This is a genomic window from Brevundimonas sp. NPDC092305 (genome assembly GCF_044755415.1).
Taxonomy (GTDB): Bacteria; Pseudomonadota; Alphaproteobacteria; order Caulobacterales; family Caulobacteraceae; genus Brevundimonas.
The window spans coordinates 192362-205971 of sequence record NZ_JBIVQY010000001.1; the positions used below are offsets into that span (position 1 = coordinate 192362).

15 protein-coding genes are annotated in these 13610 nt (G+C 67.6%); 8 read left to right on the top strand and 7 right to left on the bottom strand.

Annotated features, from left to right (window positions below; genetic code table 11):
- Positions 1-2 precede the first annotated feature (2 nt).
- Positions 3-1196 (bottom strand): efflux RND transporter periplasmic adaptor subunit, encoded by a 1194-nt coding sequence (locus ACIQC9_RS00815; RefSeq protein WP_400611697.1) that lies wholly within the window; start codon positions 1194-1196, stop codon positions 3-5.
- A 167-nt stretch (positions 1197-1363) separates the two neighbouring features.
- On the opposite strand from ACIQC9_RS00815, the gene ACIQC9_RS00820 reads away from it, so the two are divergent.
- Complete coding sequence (locus tag ACIQC9_RS00820; protein ID WP_400611699.1) at positions 1364-1939, top strand: TetR/AcrR family transcriptional regulator; 576 nt, start codon at positions 1364-1366, stop codon at positions 1937-1939.
- Here the strand turns inward: ACIQC9_RS00820 and ACIQC9_RS00825 are convergent, their stop codons facing one another.
- On the bottom strand, positions 1940-2371 hold the full coding sequence (locus tag ACIQC9_RS00825) for a PaaI family thioesterase (RefSeq protein ID WP_400611701.1): 432 nt from the start codon (positions 2369-2371) through the stop codon (positions 1940-1942).
- An 82-nt stretch (positions 2372-2453) separates the two neighbouring features.
- Between ACIQC9_RS00825 and ACIQC9_RS00830 the strand changes: the two genes are divergently transcribed.
- From ACIQC9_RS00830 to ACIQC9_RS00855, 6 genes are all read left to right on the top strand, one after another.
- A complete protein-coding gene (locus tag ACIQC9_RS00830) occupies positions 2454-2774 on the top strand; it encodes a DUF3253 domain-containing protein (protein WP_400611703.1) in 321 nt (106 codons plus the stop codon).
- Positions 2758-3363 (top strand): uracil-DNA glycosylase family protein, encoded by a 606-nt coding sequence (locus ACIQC9_RS00835; RefSeq protein WP_400611705.1) that lies wholly within the window; start codon positions 2758-2760, stop codon positions 3361-3363. Before ACIQC9_RS00830 ends, ACIQC9_RS00835 begins: the two co-directional genes overlap by 17 nt.
- Complete coding sequence (locus tag ACIQC9_RS00840; protein ID WP_400611707.1) at positions 3360-4385, top strand: alpha/beta fold hydrolase; 1026 nt, start codon at positions 3360-3362, stop codon at positions 4383-4385. Before ACIQC9_RS00835 ends, ACIQC9_RS00840 begins: the two co-directional genes overlap by 4 nt.
- 287 nt (positions 4386-4672) lie before the next feature.
- Positions 4673-5764 (top strand): Glu/Leu/Phe/Val dehydrogenase, encoded by a 1092-nt coding sequence (locus ACIQC9_RS00845; RefSeq protein WP_400615318.1) that lies wholly within the window; start codon positions 4673-4675, stop codon positions 5762-5764.
- 86 nt (positions 5765-5850) lie between these two features.
- Positions 5851-7905 carry a cell cycle histidine kinase CckA gene (gene cckA / locus ACIQC9_RS00850; protein WP_400611709.1) on the top strand — a complete coding sequence of 685 codons (2055 nt, stop codon included), beginning with the start codon at positions 5851-5853 and terminating at the stop codon, positions 7903-7905.
- 92 nt (positions 7906-7997) lie between these two features.
- The gene (locus ACIQC9_RS00855; RefSeq protein WP_400611711.1) at positions 7998-9827 is read left to right on the top strand and encodes a M61 family metallopeptidase; all 1830 of its coding nucleotides are present in this window, start codon (positions 7998-8000) and stop codon (positions 9825-9827) included.
- Here the strand turns inward: ACIQC9_RS00855 and ACIQC9_RS00860 are convergent.
- Complete coding sequence (locus ACIQC9_RS00860) at positions 9824-10735, bottom strand: LysR substrate-binding domain-containing protein (protein ID WP_400611713.1); 912 nt, start codon at positions 10733-10735, stop codon at positions 9824-9826. The two genes, ACIQC9_RS00855 and ACIQC9_RS00860, sit on opposite strands and share 4 nt — an antisense overlap.
- Positions 10736-10834: 99 nt before the next feature.
- Here ACIQC9_RS00860 and ACIQC9_RS00865 point away from each other — a divergent pair, with 99 nt between their 5' ends.
- Positions 10835-10990, top strand: a complete 156-nt coding sequence (locus ACIQC9_RS00865) for a hypothetical protein (RefSeq protein WP_400611715.1) — start codon at positions 10835-10837, stop codon at positions 10988-10990.
- An 85-nt stretch (positions 10991-11075) separates the two neighbouring features.
- Here the strand turns inward: ACIQC9_RS00865 and ACIQC9_RS00870 are convergent, their stop codons facing one another.
- Genes ACIQC9_RS00870 through ACIQC9_RS00885 form a run of 4 tightly spaced genes read right to left on the bottom strand, consistent with a single transcriptional unit; the run spans position 11076 to position 13565 of the window.
- Positions 11076-11990, bottom strand: a complete 915-nt coding sequence (locus tag ACIQC9_RS00870; protein ID WP_400611717.1) for an NAD(P)/FAD-dependent oxidoreductase — start codon at positions 11988-11990, stop codon at positions 11076-11078.
- Complete coding sequence (locus tag ACIQC9_RS00875; protein ID WP_400611719.1) at positions 11987-13087, bottom strand: DUF1176 domain-containing protein; 1101 nt, start codon at positions 13085-13087, stop codon at positions 11987-11989. The genes ACIQC9_RS00870 and ACIQC9_RS00875 overlap by 4 nt, the downstream gene beginning before the upstream one ends.
- Before the next feature lie 2 nt (positions 13088-13089).
- Positions 13090-13302 (bottom strand): DUF2945 domain-containing protein, encoded by a 213-nt coding sequence (locus ACIQC9_RS00880; protein WP_400611721.1) that lies wholly within the window; start codon positions 13300-13302, stop codon positions 13090-13092.
- Positions 13299-13565 (bottom strand): hypothetical protein, encoded by a 267-nt coding sequence (locus tag ACIQC9_RS00885; RefSeq protein WP_400611723.1) that lies wholly within the window; start codon positions 13563-13565, stop codon positions 13299-13301. The genes ACIQC9_RS00880 and ACIQC9_RS00885 overlap by 4 nt, the downstream gene beginning before the upstream one ends.
- Between the last annotated feature and the right edge of the window lie 45 nt (positions 13566-13610).

The following is a 13610-nucleotide window of genomic DNA, read 5'->3' on the forward strand; positions in this document are numbered from 1 at the left end:
GATCAGTCGCCCACGGCGAAGGTGGCGCTCGAGGCCGGAGCGGCCTGGGTCACGGGAGCGGAGGCCTGCTGCGCGGCGGCTGTCGGCTGGATGCGGCCGTTGCGCGCCTGCACCTTCATGCCGGGCGCCTGGATGCGCTGGCCGCCGGCGATGATGACCCGGTCGTTCGCGGCGAGGCCGGAACGGATGACCCGCAGGCCGTCGACCAGAGGCCCGGTCTGGACCGGCTTGGAGGTGACCGTGCCGTCGGCGTTGACGACCTGCACCACGCGGCGGGCCTGATCGGTTGCGATCGCGGCGTCGGGCACCAGCATCGCCTGATAGTTGCCGGCGCCGGCCAGACGGGCCTGACCGAACATGCCGGGCTTCAGGAAGCCGTCGGCGTTGGGGATCGCTGCCCGAAGGCGGATGACGCCCGAGGCCGTGTCGACCGCGTTGTCGGTGAAGTTCAGCGTGCCGGAGCGACTGTAGGTCGACTCGTCCTGCAGGCGGACCTGGATCGGCGCCGCGCCCTGACGGGCCTGACGCTGGTACTTCAGCAGCACGGCTTCGGAGCCGTCGAAGACGAAGTAGATCGGGGCGCTGGAGACGATGGTGGTCAGCACGTCGGCAGCCGACGAACCGCCGCCCACCAGATTGCCCGGATCGACCCGGCGGTCCGACACGCGGCCCGAGATGGGGGCGACGACGCGGGTGAACTCCACGTCCAGCTGACGGGCGCGGACGTTGGCGTTGGCGGCGGCGATATTGGCCTGCGCCGTGCGTAGCGCGCCCTGACGCGTGTCGAACTCGGCCTGCGACACAGCTTGCGAAGCCAGCAACGTCTGGGCCCGATCCAGTTCTGTCTGGGCGAGCGTCAGCTGGGCCTGAGCCTGAGACAGCTGGGCGCGGGCCGAGGCCAGCGCCGCCTGCGCCGGGCGCGGGTCGAGGGTGAACAGCAGCTGGCCGCGCTGAACATAGTCGCCGTCGCGGAAGTGCACGCCGGAGACGTAACCGCCCACACGGGCCCGGACGTCGACGGTCGAGACCGCCTCGAACCGGCCGGTGAACTCATCCCAGTCCTGCACCTGCCGGACCAGCGGGGTCGCCACCGTCACCTGCGGAGCCGGAGGCGTTTGCGCCTCGCTCTTGGGGGAACAGCCATAGAGCGCGGCCGCGATCAGCGCGGACGCGGCCACAAGTTTAACGGTGCGCATGGCCACCAGTCTCCGTATCGGGAGAAAATCCCTGTCTCTGTCGACCATGGCGAACGGGGAGGAAGCCGGTAGTCAACGCCCGGTGACTTAATGGTGATCGCCAAGCCGCTTGTCAACGACCGTTGACAAAGCCATATGGATTTTAGGGATTATTCGGAGATCACATATTGTTTTGTCCCGTCGCGCCGCGACCGCGTAACGCTGAAGCCACCCGGGCGGCCATTCTGACGGCTTCGCTTGAGCGGTTTTCGCGCGAAAGCTACGACGACGTGGGCATGCGCGACATCGCCCGCGATGTCGGCGTCGATGCGGCGCTGGTCTCCCGCTATTTCGGTTCGAAGGAAGAGCTGTTCGAGACCGTTCTCGAAAGCTGCGACAACGGCGGCGCATTGATGGGGGGCGATCGATCGACCTTCGGACAACGGGTCGCCCGCGAAGTGATCTTCGAGCGCAAGAGCGAAACCAAGCTCAAGGGCCTGCTGATCCTGCTGCGATCGATCTCCTCCACAAAAGCCATGGAAATCGTCCAGCGCAGCGCCAGTAAAAGGTTCTACGGCCCTTTCGCGGCCTGGGTCGGTGGTGCTGACGGCGCCGTCAGCGCGCGGATGGCCGCCGCCTTCATCATGGGTATGGCTGTGAGCCGCGAGGTAACCGGTGGCTTCGGCTTTTCGAACGACCAGTGCGAAGTCATGGCCGAGCGTATGGGCGGCGTGCTTCAGGGCATTATCGACGACCGTCTCTGATCAGCGCGGCTCGAACTTTCTGATGACGCCCGAGAAGGTCATCAGGATGCGCTCGCCGGTCTGGATCTGGCCACGCACGAAGATCAGGCTCTTGCCCGCCCGGATCACCTGACCGGTCGCCTCGACCAGTTCGCCCACATAGGCGCCGTCGACGAAGGTGGAATCCAGCTGGACCGTCACGCCCGACGCCCCCTCCATCTCCTGATAGGCCGTCTGGAACATGGCGATGTCGGCGAAGGTCATCAGGCAGCCGCCGTGCATGCGATGGCCCGCGTTCATATGCTTCGGCTCGGCGCGGAAGGCGCAGCGCATCCGGCCATCAGGGTCGGGTTTGAAATAGAAGGGGCCCACCACCTGATCGAAGGTGCCGTGCAGGTCGTAGGTCTGCCAGCCGGCGAACTCGCCCTCGGCGACGGTGATTTTGGCGACCATGACATCCTCGTGGGCTACTGCGCGCCAGGCGACTTGAGCCGGGCGCCTTCTTATCGCTCTCGCAATGCAGCATATAGGCGCGATGAGCGATCCCATCGAAGCCGCCATTTTCGAAAAACTGGCGAAGGCAGACCCGAAGAACGTCGGCGGCAAGAGCATTGAACCGTCCGACGTGGCCAAGGAGCTGCAGCCCGAACAATGGCAGCGCATGTTGCCCAAGGTGAAGGCCGTGGCTGTTGGGCTGATGCGTCAGGGTCGGCTGACCATCACCAAGAAGGGCAAGGCCGTTGATCCCAACGCGGTCAAGGGCGTGATCCGTCTCAGGCTTCCGACCGATGCCGAGACTGCCGCCGCGCTGGCGGCGCTGCCGCCCGCTGTTGAGGACGATGGCGACTTCGCCTGACGCGACCGGTCTGGATGCGGTCCTCGCCGACATCCGCGCCTGCCGGGCCTGCCTTGGCCATCTGCCGCATACGCCGCGTCCAGTCGTGCGGGTCTTTCCAGAGACCCGGCTACTGATCTGCGGACAGGCGCCGGGCCGTCGCGTGCATGAAAGCGGGTTGCCGTTCACCGATCCGTCCGGCGATCGTCTGCGCCAGTGGCTCGGCGTCGACTATGAGACCTTCTACGCCGATCACCGCCTCGGCGTGGCCGCGCAGGCCTTCTGCTATCCGGGCACAGCTCCCAAGGGAGGCGACTACCCGCCGCCCCGAAGGTGCGCCGAGCTCTGGCGTCCGCAGCTTTTAGCCGAGCTGCCCGATGTCGAACTGACGCTGCTGGTCGGCGGCTATGCGCAGGTCTGGGCATTGGGCGAGCAGGCGAAGGCGAATATGACCGAGACCGTCCGGGCATGGCGTGAGTACGCCCCGGCCATCCTGCCCCTTCCGCATCCGTCATGGCGCAACACCGCGTGGCTTCGCAGGAATCCGTGGTTCGAGGCCGACGTCGTCCCGTATCTTCGCGAGCGGGTCTCGGGCATTCTCGCCCCATGATCCGAAGCGCCCTCCGGACAGCCGCGCTCGCCGCCGCCACAGCCTTGGCCGCTTGCGCCACGCCGTTGGTGCAGTCGCCCATGACGCCGCCACCAGGCTTCGCAGGTCCTGCTGTCGAGGGCGACGCCCTGATCATGGACGACGGGGCTCGCCTGCCTCTGGCGCGCTGGGCCCCGACCTCAGGCCAGCCTCCGACCGCCGTCATCCTCGCCTTGCACGGCGTCAACGACAGTCGCGCCTCCTTCCGCCTCGCCGGCGCCTGGTGGGCCGAGCAGGGGGTCGAGACCTGGGCCTATGACGAGCGCGGATTCGGCGAGGCGCCCGGCAAGGGCGTCTGGCCCGGAGAGGCGCGCATGACGCAGGATCTGCGCGTCGCCGTTCGTCTGGCGCGTGCGGCGCATCCGGGCGTTCCGCTATTTGTTGCCGGCGAAAGCATGGGCGGCGCCGTCGCCATCTCGGCGTTCGCCTCCGACGATCCGCCCGACGCTGATGGTGTGATCCTGATGGGGCCGGCGGTCTGGGGCTGGTCCAGTCAGGACCCGCTGAACCGCTACAGCCTGCGTCTCGCCGCCGGGCTGATGGGGGACAAGACGATCGAGCCGCCGTCGTGGATCGTCCGCGAACGGCTGGCCTCGGACAACATGGTCGAGCTCTACCGGACCGGCCGCGACCCGGCGAGCATCATCGCGCCGCGCTTCGATGCCCTGTACGGACTGGTTGATCTGATGGAGAGCGCGACGGTCAAGCTGGGTCAGGTCCGCGCGCCGACGCTCCTGATGTATGGCGGTCGTGACAATGTGGTGCAGAAGCGGCCGATGCGGCTGGCGCTGGAGCGGGCAGGCGATCGGCCCGGATTCCGCACGGCCTATTACCCGAACGGCTGGCACATCCTGAACCGCGACCTGCAGGCCGAGGTCATCTATCGGGACGCGCTCGCCTGGGTGCGCGATTCCGCCGCGCCCCTGCCGTCCGGGGCAGGACCGGTCCTGCCGGCGCTGGGCGACGAAAAAGCTGCGGATTGAAATTGACGCGCAGCTTTTCCCCGGGCAGGAGACCGCCCGTGTTCAGTCTGCTCGCCAGGATTGTCCGACAAATCCGCTGCCGCCATCGCTGGCGGCCGGACCGTCGCTATGAGAACCGGGAATGGTGCGACCTGTGCCGCGCCAAGCGTAAGGCGCGCGCCTGACGCCTGCCCGCCGGCGACTGAAAAACCGTCAGCGATCATCAAACCGCCATGCTTGCGATGCTAAGGCGCGGGGCGTATCTGGCCGGCAACAATAAATTACCCCGGGAGTAGACGATCATGAGCATGACGCTGTTCGATTCGCCGTCATTCGCGAACCACGAAGGCGTTCACGCCGTCTTTGATGAAAAGACCGGCCTGCGTGCGATTATCGCTGTTCACTCGACCGCCCGCGGCCCGGCCTGCGGCGGCACGCGTATGTGGAACTATGCCTCCGCCGCCGAAGCGCTGGAGGACGTGCTGCGCCTGTCGAAGGGCATGAGCTACAAGAACGCCGTCGCTGACCTGGAAATGGGCGGGGGCAAGTCGGTCATCATCGGCGACAGCCGCGCCGGGAAGACGCCGGAACTGTTCCGCGCCTTCGGCCGCGCCGTCGATACGCTGGGCGGGGTCTACTACGCCGCAGAGGACGTAGGGGTGTCGGTTTCCGACATCGCCGAAGCCCGCAAGGTCACCCCCTATGTGCTTGGCCTGAACGACGGCCCTGAAGCTTCGGGCGACCCGTCGCCGGTGACTGCCGAGGGGGTTTACCGCTCCACCCTGACCGTTGCCCGCCGCCTGTGGAAGCAGGACGACCTGACCGGCCTGACCATCGCCCTGCAGGGCATCGGTCACGTCGGCGGCTATCTGGCCGACAAGCTGCACGCCGCCGGCGCGAAGCTGGTGATGACGGACGTCAATACCGCCCTGCTGTCCGAGGTCGCCGCCCGCACCAATGCCGAGATCGTGGCGCCGGACGCCATCTATGACGTCAAGGCCGACATCTACGCCCCGTGCGCGCTTGGTGCGACGCTGAACCCGCAAACGCTGGATCGCATCACGGCCAAGGCCGTCGTCGGCGCCGCCAACAACCAGCTGGCCACGGCCGATATCGGTCAGGCCCTGTTCGAACGCGGCGTGCTGTACGCGCCGGACTACGTCGTCAACGGCGGCGGCATTATCAACGTCGCGTCCGAGATGCGCGCCCGCCAGACTGGCGGCGCCTATGACTCGGCATGGGTCGAGACCAAGCTGTCGCGCCTCATGGAGACGTTGGAGGAGGTTCTCGACCGCTCGGTCGCTGAAAAGCGCCCGACCCACGAGATCGCTGACGCCATCGCCGAAGCCCGCATAAACGCCGCCCGCGAAGCCCGTGGCGAGGTGCTGAAAGCGGCCTGAATGTCAGAATGCGGGTGGATTCGCTCCGCCCGCCTTCAGGCCTCATCATGCGCCATGTTCCCCGTCTTGATTCGGGCCGAGGCGCCATGACCGACATCGCCAGGGTTTCTCCCCGGAAGACCGGCTTCGATCCGATGCTGCTGATCATGGCGCTCGGCTTCGTGGCGGCCGTGGGGGGCCTCGCGTATCCGGCTTTCCGCGCAGATCCCACCAGCGCGCCCAGTCTGGTGCTGATCTTCACCGTCGGGACCATAGCCCTGACCGGCCTGTTTGCATTTCTGCGCGGCGAGCGCGTCCGCCCGACGACGGACGCCGCCATCGATATGCTCGACGCCCTGACGGAACCCGCCGCCCTTGTCTGGGCCAGCGGTCAGGTTCTGGCTTTCAACGGCGCGTGGCGCGAGGCCAACGGGGCCGCCACCAGCCTGCCCAAGGGCAAATCCGCCGCCGCCCTCTACATGGCCTTCGCGCAGGCTCGCGCGGGCCAGCAGGGGCGGGCCATCGTCCTGATCGGCGAGCGTGAGCAGGAAGTCACGATCGCACTGGCCGGCGAGTCCCGTTTCCTGGTCCGCGCTGTGCAGGACGTCGAGATCGCCGCCCCGGTCAACGGCGACCGGCAGGCCGCGTCGATGTCCAACCCCGCCGAGAGCCGGGCCATGGCCGCCGGAGCGCCCTTCGGCTCGGCCGTCATCGCCAGTGAGGACCTGTTCGCCGGCAAGGTCGATGACGCCAACCCGGCGCTCGCCATCCTGACCGGACCCAGCGCTTCGCGGGACGCCGCCTTCGGCCATCTGTTCGAGCCGTCCGGGGTCAACGAGGCGCGCACGGCGCTGGCCGCCGGATCGTCCGGTCCGATCGAGCTGGTCGCCCGGGCCTATCCGGACCGGATGCTGCACCTCTACGTCGCGCCGGAAGGCGAGGCCCGCCGCATCTGGCTGTTCGACGTCTCGGCGCAGAAGTCCATGGAGCTGCAGCTCTCGCAGGCCCAGAAGATGCAGGCCGTGGGCCAGCTGGCCGGCGGCGTGGCGCACGACTTCAACAATCTGCTGACGGCCATCCAGCTGCAGCTCTCGGGCCTGCTGGAGCGTCATCCGGTGGGGGATCCCTCCTACGAGGGCCTCAACGAGATCCGCCAGACCGCCATCCGCGCCGCCGATCTGGTGCGCAAGCTGCTGGCCTTCTCGCGCAAATCGACGGTGCGGCGCGAGCGTCTGGATCTCGGCGAACTGGTGGGCGAGTTCGCCATCCTGCTGCGTCGCCTGTTGCGCGAGGATGTACGGCTCGAGACCGACTACGGCCGCGATCTGCCTGTTGTGCTGGCGGACAAGAGCCAGCTCGAGACCGCGGTCATGAACCTGGCCGTCAACGCCCGCGACGCCATGCGCGGCGTGGTCGAGCCGGGCTCGGGCGTGGTCACCATCAAGACCCGACGCCTGTCCGCCGACGAGGCGCGGCAGATGGGCTGGGCCAGTTCACCAACCGACGCGGTCGCCCTGATCGAGGTGTCGGACACCGGCCCGGGCGTGCCGCCCGAACTGCTGGCCAAGATCTTCGAGCCCTTCTTCACGACCAAGGCGGTGAACGAGGGCACCGGCATGGGGCTGGCCACCGTCTACGGTATCGTCGAACAGGCGGGCGGCCACATCAATGTCGCCAATCTTGAAGGCTCGGGCGCCGCCTTCCGCATCTTCCTGCCCGAGGCGGGCGAGGCGGAACTGGCCGAGACTCCGGTGATCGAGAAGGTGGTCAAGGCGCCCCGCGACCTGTCCGGCGCCGGCCGCATCCTGTTCGTCGAGGACGAGGCCGCCGTACGCGGTATCGCGGCCAAGCTGCTGCGCCAGCGCGGCTATGAGGTGATCGAGGCGGAGGACGGCGAGCAGGCTCTGGAGTTGGCCGAGCTTCACGCCGGCCAGATCGACATGATGATCTCGGACGTGATCATGCCCGGTCTGGACGGCCCTTCGCTGCTCAAGAAGGCCCGGCCCTTCCTTGGCGATGCGCCGGTGATGTTCATCTCGGGCTATGCCGAAAGCGACTTCTCCGACCTGCTTCAGGACGAGGTCGGCGTGTCCTTCTTGCCCAAGCCGCTGGACATCAAGACCCTCGCCGAACGGGTCAAGCAGCAGCTTCGCCCGGAATAGATGTCCGATTTTTAATCTCGCTCCCCGCACGCGGACGCACGGATTTCGATAAGGGTCGATCCAGCGGGAAAGTCCGGCGAAAGGGAGCGGGTATGCGTAAGAGGAATCTGGTTCTGGCGGGCGTTGCGCTGGCGGCCCTCGCGTCTCCGGCCTTCGCGCAGGAGGCGGCGCCGGTCCGCTACGAGCTCAGCTTCGACAACGCCGTGCACCATGAGGCGCGCATCACCGCGACCTGGACCGGCGTCGGGTCGGAGCCGCTGCGGGTGGAGATGTCGCGCTCCTCGCCCGGCCGCTATGCGATCCATGAGTTCGCCAAGAACGTCTATTCGGTCTCAGCCGCTGATGGCGCGGGTCGTCCGCTCGCGATCGATCGCACCGATCCCTACGGCTGGACGATCCCCGGCCACGATGGGACGGTGACCGTTTCCTACACCCTGTTCGGCGATCGTACGGACGGCACCTACGCCCAGATCGACGAGACCCATGCCCACCTGAACATGCCGGCCACCCTGATGTGGGCGAGGGGGCTGGATGACCGCCCGGTCGAGCTACGCTTCAAGCCGTTTTCGCCTGACTGGAAGGTCGCGACCCAGCTGAAGCCCGGCGCTGACGCCATGAGTTTCTCGGCGCCCAACTTCCAGTATCTGATGGACAGCCCGACCGAACTCAGCGCCCACGACGTGCGCGAATGGCAGGTCGATGACAGCGGTCAGGCCCGTACCATCCGCCTGGCTGTCCACCATCCCGGCACGGCCGAAGACATGGATCGCTTCACCGAGAAGGCCAAGAAGATCGTCGACCAGCAGATCGCCATCTTCGGCGACGTGCCCGACTTCGATTTCGGGACCTACACCTTCATCGCCGACTACATGCCCCAGTCCAGCGGCGACGGCATGGAGCATCGCAACTCCACCATCATCAGCGGCTCGCGCTCGCTGTACGCCGCCGACTTCAGCCAGCTGAACACCCTGAGCCACGAGTTCTTCCACGCCTGGAACGTTGAGCGTATCCGCCCGGCGGAGCTGGAGCCGTTCGATTTCACGCGCGCCAACCCGACGCCGTCGCTGTGGCTGGCCGAGGGTTTCACCCAGTACTTTGGCCCGTTGGCCATCCGTCGCGCGGGCGAGTCCACGACGGACGCCTTCCTCGCGCAACTGGCAGGGAATGTGAACGGCGTGGTGAACTCGCCGGCCCGCCGCTATGGCTCGCCTCAGGAGATGAGCCTGCGGGCGCCGTTCGTCGACGCCGCGACCTCGATCGACCCGACCAATCCGAATGTCTTCGTCTCGTATTACACCTACGGGGCGGTCCTCGCCCTCGCACTGGACCTGACCCTGAGGGACCGGTTCGACGCCACGCTGGACGACTACATGCGCCAGCTATGGAAGGTGCATGGGATCACCGAGAAACCCTATACGCCGGACGACCTGCGGGCCGCCCTGGCCGAGGTGTCGGGTGATGAGGCTTTCGCGCAGGCCTTCTTCGCCAGCTCGGTCAATGGCAGCGACCTGCCTGACTTCGCGCCCCTGCTGGCCAAGGCCGGCCTGATCCTGCGCCCGCGCTCGCCTTCGCGGGCATGGGTGGGGCAGACGTCCGTGCAGGCCTCGGGCCCGGTCGTCACCCTGACCAGCGTGCCCACGCCCGAGACGCCGCTCTACGCCACGGGTCTGGAGCGGGGCGACGAGATCGTCAGCCTCGGCCGCACGCCCATCAACAGCGAGGGCGACTGGACACAGGCCCTGCAGCGTCAGAAGCCGGGCGACGAGGTCGAGCTGGTCTTCATCCAGAACGGTCAGGAACGCCGCGCGACCCTCAAGCCCGTCGCCGATCCGACGCTGGAGATCGTGCGCGTGGAGGCTGCCGGCGGTACGCTGACCCGGGCCCAGCGCACCTTCCGCGAAGCCTGGCTGGGCCGCGACTAGGCCAGCGCCGCCTGTATCGCCGGGTCGTCGTTGGCCGCGGCGACCAGCCAGTCGCGGAAGCGCACGATCTTGCGGGACCGCCGCCGGTCGTGCGGCCAGACCAGCCAGTAGCCGGCGCTCAGTTCGACAGTCTGGGCGAAGGGCTGGACCAGCAGTCCCTTGGCGATCTCCCGCGCGAAAAGGATAGGCGAGGCCAGCGCCACGCCCTGATCGCCCAGCGCCGCCGCCACCTCCAGCGCCTGATAGTCGGCGGTCAGTCGCGACGCCGGGCGCGACGAAGCGGAGGCGACATCCGCCGCCGCGAACCACGCCGCCCATTCCTTCTCCATGCCGATGCGCGGCGCGTCGACCAGATCGCAGGGCGCCTTCAGCTTCAGCCGCTCGGCCATTTCCGGGCTGCACAGCGGGGTGAACAGGCTCGGCATCAGCCGCACGCTCTCCAATCCGGGCCAGTCGCCCGAGCCGGAGCGCAGGCCGACGTCGAAGTTCTCGCGCGCCAGATCGACCAGATGCGGCGCCGTATCCAGCCTCACGGCCAGATCCGGATTGGCCAGCTGGAAGGCCCCCAGTTTCGGCGCCAGCCACTGGGTCGCCAGCGTCGCCAGTGTGGTGATCGACAAGACGCCCTCATCAGCCTCCAGCACATCGTTGATGGCCCGGCGCAGCAAGGTCATGGCCTCGGTCGCCGCGCTGGACAGCCGCTCACCGGCCTCGGTCGGCACGACCTCGCGAGGCAGGCGGCGAAACAGGCTCTGACCCATCCGTCCCTCCAGCGCCTTGATCTGCCAGCTGACCGCCGCCTGCGTCATGCCCAGCTCTTCGGCCGCGCGGGTGAAGCTGCGCAGACGCGCGGCCGCCTCGAACACCCGGATTGAAGCCAAGGGAATTCCGGCCAGCGGATCGGACATAAGCAAGCCTTATGATACAGCGCGGCGATCTGATTTGAGACCGCCCGCTATCAAGCCCATCTTCTCCAGTGTCGGCAAGCCCGAAGAAAGGAGATCGAGATGGAAGAAGTGCATCACCAGCATAAGGAAACCGCGTGGGGTTGGGTGGCCGCCCTCGATCAGTGGCGGCGCACCCGTGCGCGTCGCCGCTTGCGTCCCGACGCGCCTGTTGTGACCGCCTGGGCCGCCCGCCCCTGCGACGACCGGACCGCCTGACCCCAATCGGCGGTCCCGATCCCCTTGCGGGATCAGCCGACCCGGATCCCCGGCGCCTCCTGCCGCGAGTCCGGGTTCCGTGCGTTCAACGCACGGTGCGGCCGTCCGCCTCGCGCAGGGCGTTGTGGATGGCCGTCGCCGCCACCGCCGCCTCGGCTGTGGCTACCGCGATCTGGTTCAGACCCCGCACGACGTCGCCGGCCGCATAGACGCCAGGCACGCTGGTCGCCTGATGATCGTCCACCGTCAGTCGGCCATCCTCGGGCGCAAGCTCTGCTCCGAGCGCGTGAGCCAGTTCGATGTTGGGCCGCGTACCGAGCGCCGAATAGACGAGATCGAAGCTGCGATCCTCTCCGCCCCAGCACAGGGCGACGACGCGGTTCTCCTCCAGACGGACATCCTCGATATCCGCCATTTCCACCGGGATAGCCAGCCGCGCGGCCTCCGCCTTCGACGCCTCATCAAGTGCGTCCGGCGGCCCTACGTGGATCAGTGTCACCGCGTCCGTGTAGGTCTTCAGGAATGCGGCCTCGCGCACGCCCACATGATCCTTGCCGATCACCGCGACCTTCCGGTCGGTCGCCTCATAGCCATCGCAGATCGGACAGATGCGCACGATCGCATGCTCGATCGCGCGTTCGACGCCGGGCAGGGGCGGGTGGTTGTCCTCGACCCCGACTGCCAGAAGTACGGCCCGGACATGCAGGTCACGCCCGTTCAGGCGCGCCCGGAAACCGTGACCGTCCGGCGTGATCGCCTCGACCCGTCCCGCTTCGATGACGGCGCCATATTCCTCCGCCTGCTCTGTCATCCGCTTGAGGATCGCGTCGCCGGTGATGCCGGTGGGAAAGCCGGGCATGTTGTGGCTGACCGGTATCCAGCAGGCGCGGGGCGCTCCGCCGTCGGCCACCAGCACCCGTCGCCGGAACCGCGCCAGATAGCTGGCGGCGGTTAACCCGGCCGGGCCAGCGCCGACGATCAGGATCTCCGGGTCCGTCATCTCGTGCGCCATCGCGTGGGCCACAGGTCCGAATTGATGCCCCAGCAATCGCCCATGATCTTTTCTTCCACCAGCGCGAAGGCTGCCCCTGTCCACGCCCATGTCTGGCGGGTCCCGCAATCGCCGATGCCACGGGCGCGCGGGAAGTGGCTGATGGTGTTGGTGCGGGCGTCGTACGCCGGATTGACCAGCCCCTCGCCGCCGAAATTATCGCTTTCGGGCGGCCGGCCCTGCGAGTCGGGGAATACGGCCAGACGCGGCGACCGACCCTGCCCGTCGGTCAGATAGAGATCATAGCCCGCGTTATAGGCTCCGCTGAAGCAGGGCACGCCCCACAGCTGGACGTCGTCGCCCAGACGTGCGGCCAGCACGGCCTTCTGCAGATACCCGTTGTCGGCTGTTTCCGCCCGGCAGGCCTTCACGGTCGCGAGCGCTTCCAGGGCCTCGGGCAGGCGGATGGTCGTAGCCTCGTCGCCGTTCATCGGATCGGCGGCTCGGGCCAGAGGGCCTTGATCGACGGGCCGGGCCGGGCTCACAGCGGGCAGCGCCGGGGCCGCGGGCACGGTCGACGGCCCACGGTCGCCGCGACGGACCAGGGCGGTGGTCGAGCCGAGACGCCCCTGCTGTTCGTCAATCCAGACCAGGGCGGCCGTTGCGCCGCGCGTCGGCAGCGCCGGGCCCTCGTCCATCACGGACAGGGACATGCCCCGCGACGCTGCGATGCTGACGAGGGCGGAAAGGGTGTCGGCGGCGGGCATGCGGGCGGCTCCTCTCTCACCACTCGATTCCAGACGCTGTTCGCGGCCGTCGATCAGCAGGGCGATGTCGTCGGGCGAAGTTTCGTCGAATGCCGGACCGAAGCCGGCAAGGACTTCCGGCCGACCGCCGGGGCCCGCATCGCGGCGGACCATCAGCCAGGCGCCGGCGTCCGATCCCGTCCAGGCGAAGCATCGGCCCCCGTTATCGCAAGCCGCCCGCCACTCGCCGAACTCACGCACCTCTGGCGCAGAGACGGAGGCGGCGGTCGACGCCCCGGCGGGGTCGCTTGCGCCAAGGGTCAGGGCTGCGGCGAGCAACCGGGCGAATCCAGGAATCATGATCAGGCCTTTCGAAGCTCCGACGGCTTGTGCGCGGCCCTCGCACCCGTCTTCTTGCTCTCGACCAGATACTCCGGATTCTCCTTCGACGCAGCCACCTTGTGAGACTTGATCTTTGTCGGACTGGTCAGTTTGCGCACCACCTTGCCGGTCGTCGTGCCCTGACTGTGGTCCCATTTTACCGTTTCGCCGGCCCTGAAGGTCTTGTCCGTCATCGGTCTCTCTCGCTGCGCCTTTCGGCATCAGCGAGCACGCGGCGCATCAGTTCCGCGTCGAGCAGAACCGGCGTCTCGCAGAAGGCGAGGATCCAGCGATCAGTCAGGTGCAAAAGCTCCTCGTCCCCGGTTTCAGTCTTCTTGATGATCCCCGACATGCTGGTTCTCAACGACACCCGCACAGAGGCGTTCAGCTTCACCGTGCGTGACTTTTTCGGGGCATGGTGAACGATCGGCGGGGCGGGGTTTTCCGGCGCGCTCACGGCGGCTATACCCCGCGCAACTCCCCACTCCGGACAGAAGGCTGC

What these genes read in the sequence shown, in the direction of transcription:
- ACIQC9_RS00845 (WP_400615318.1), top strand. Translation starts at nt 4,673, where the DNA reads ATGACGCTGTTCGATTCGCCGTCATTCGCGAACCACGAAGGCGTTCAC.
- ACIQC9_RS00880 (WP_400611721.1), bottom strand. Translation starts at nt 13,302, where the DNA reads ATGACGGACAAGACCTTCAGGGCCGGCGAAACGGTAAAATGGGACCAC.
- ACIQC9_RS00875 (WP_400611719.1), bottom strand. Translation starts at nt 13,087, where the DNA reads ATGATTCCTGGATTCGCCCGGTTGCTCGCCGCAGCCCTGACCCTTGGC.
- ACIQC9_RS00865 (WP_400611715.1), top strand. Translation starts at nt 10,835, where the DNA reads ATGGAAGAAGTGCATCACCAGCATAAGGAAACCGCGTGGGGTTGGGTG.
- ACIQC9_RS00830 (WP_400611703.1), top strand. Translation starts at nt 2,454, where the DNA reads ATGAGCGATCCCATCGAAGCCGCCATTTTCGAAAAACTGGCGAAGGCA.
- ACIQC9_RS00860 (WP_400611713.1), bottom strand. Translation starts at nt 10,735, where the DNA reads ATGTCCGATCCGCTGGCCGGAATTCCCTTGGCTTCAATCCGGGTGTTC.
- ACIQC9_RS00815 (WP_400611697.1), bottom strand. Translation starts at nt 1,196, where the DNA reads ATGCGCACCGTTAAACTTGTGGCCGCGTCCGCGCTGATCGCGGCCGCG.
- ACIQC9_RS00825 (WP_400611701.1), bottom strand. Translation starts at nt 2,371, where the DNA reads ATGGTCGCCAAAATCACCGTCGCCGAGGGCGAGTTCGCCGGCTGGCAG.
- cckA (WP_400611709.1), top strand. Translation starts at nt 5,851, where the DNA reads ATGACCGACATCGCCAGGGTTTCTCCCCGGAAGACCGGCTTCGATCCG.
- ACIQC9_RS00870 (WP_400611717.1), bottom strand. Translation starts at nt 11,990, where the DNA reads ATGACGGACCCGGAGATCCTGATCGTCGGCGCTGGCCCGGCCGGGTTA.
- ACIQC9_RS00835 (WP_400611705.1), top strand. Translation starts at nt 2,758, where the DNA reads ATGGCGACTTCGCCTGACGCGACCGGTCTGGATGCGGTCCTCGCCGAC.
- ACIQC9_RS00855 (WP_400611711.1), top strand. Translation starts at nt 7,998, where the DNA reads ATGCGTAAGAGGAATCTGGTTCTGGCGGGCGTTGCGCTGGCGGCCCTC.
- ACIQC9_RS00840 (WP_400611707.1), top strand. Translation starts at nt 3,360, where the DNA reads ATGATCCGAAGCGCCCTCCGGACAGCCGCGCTCGCCGCCGCCACAGCC.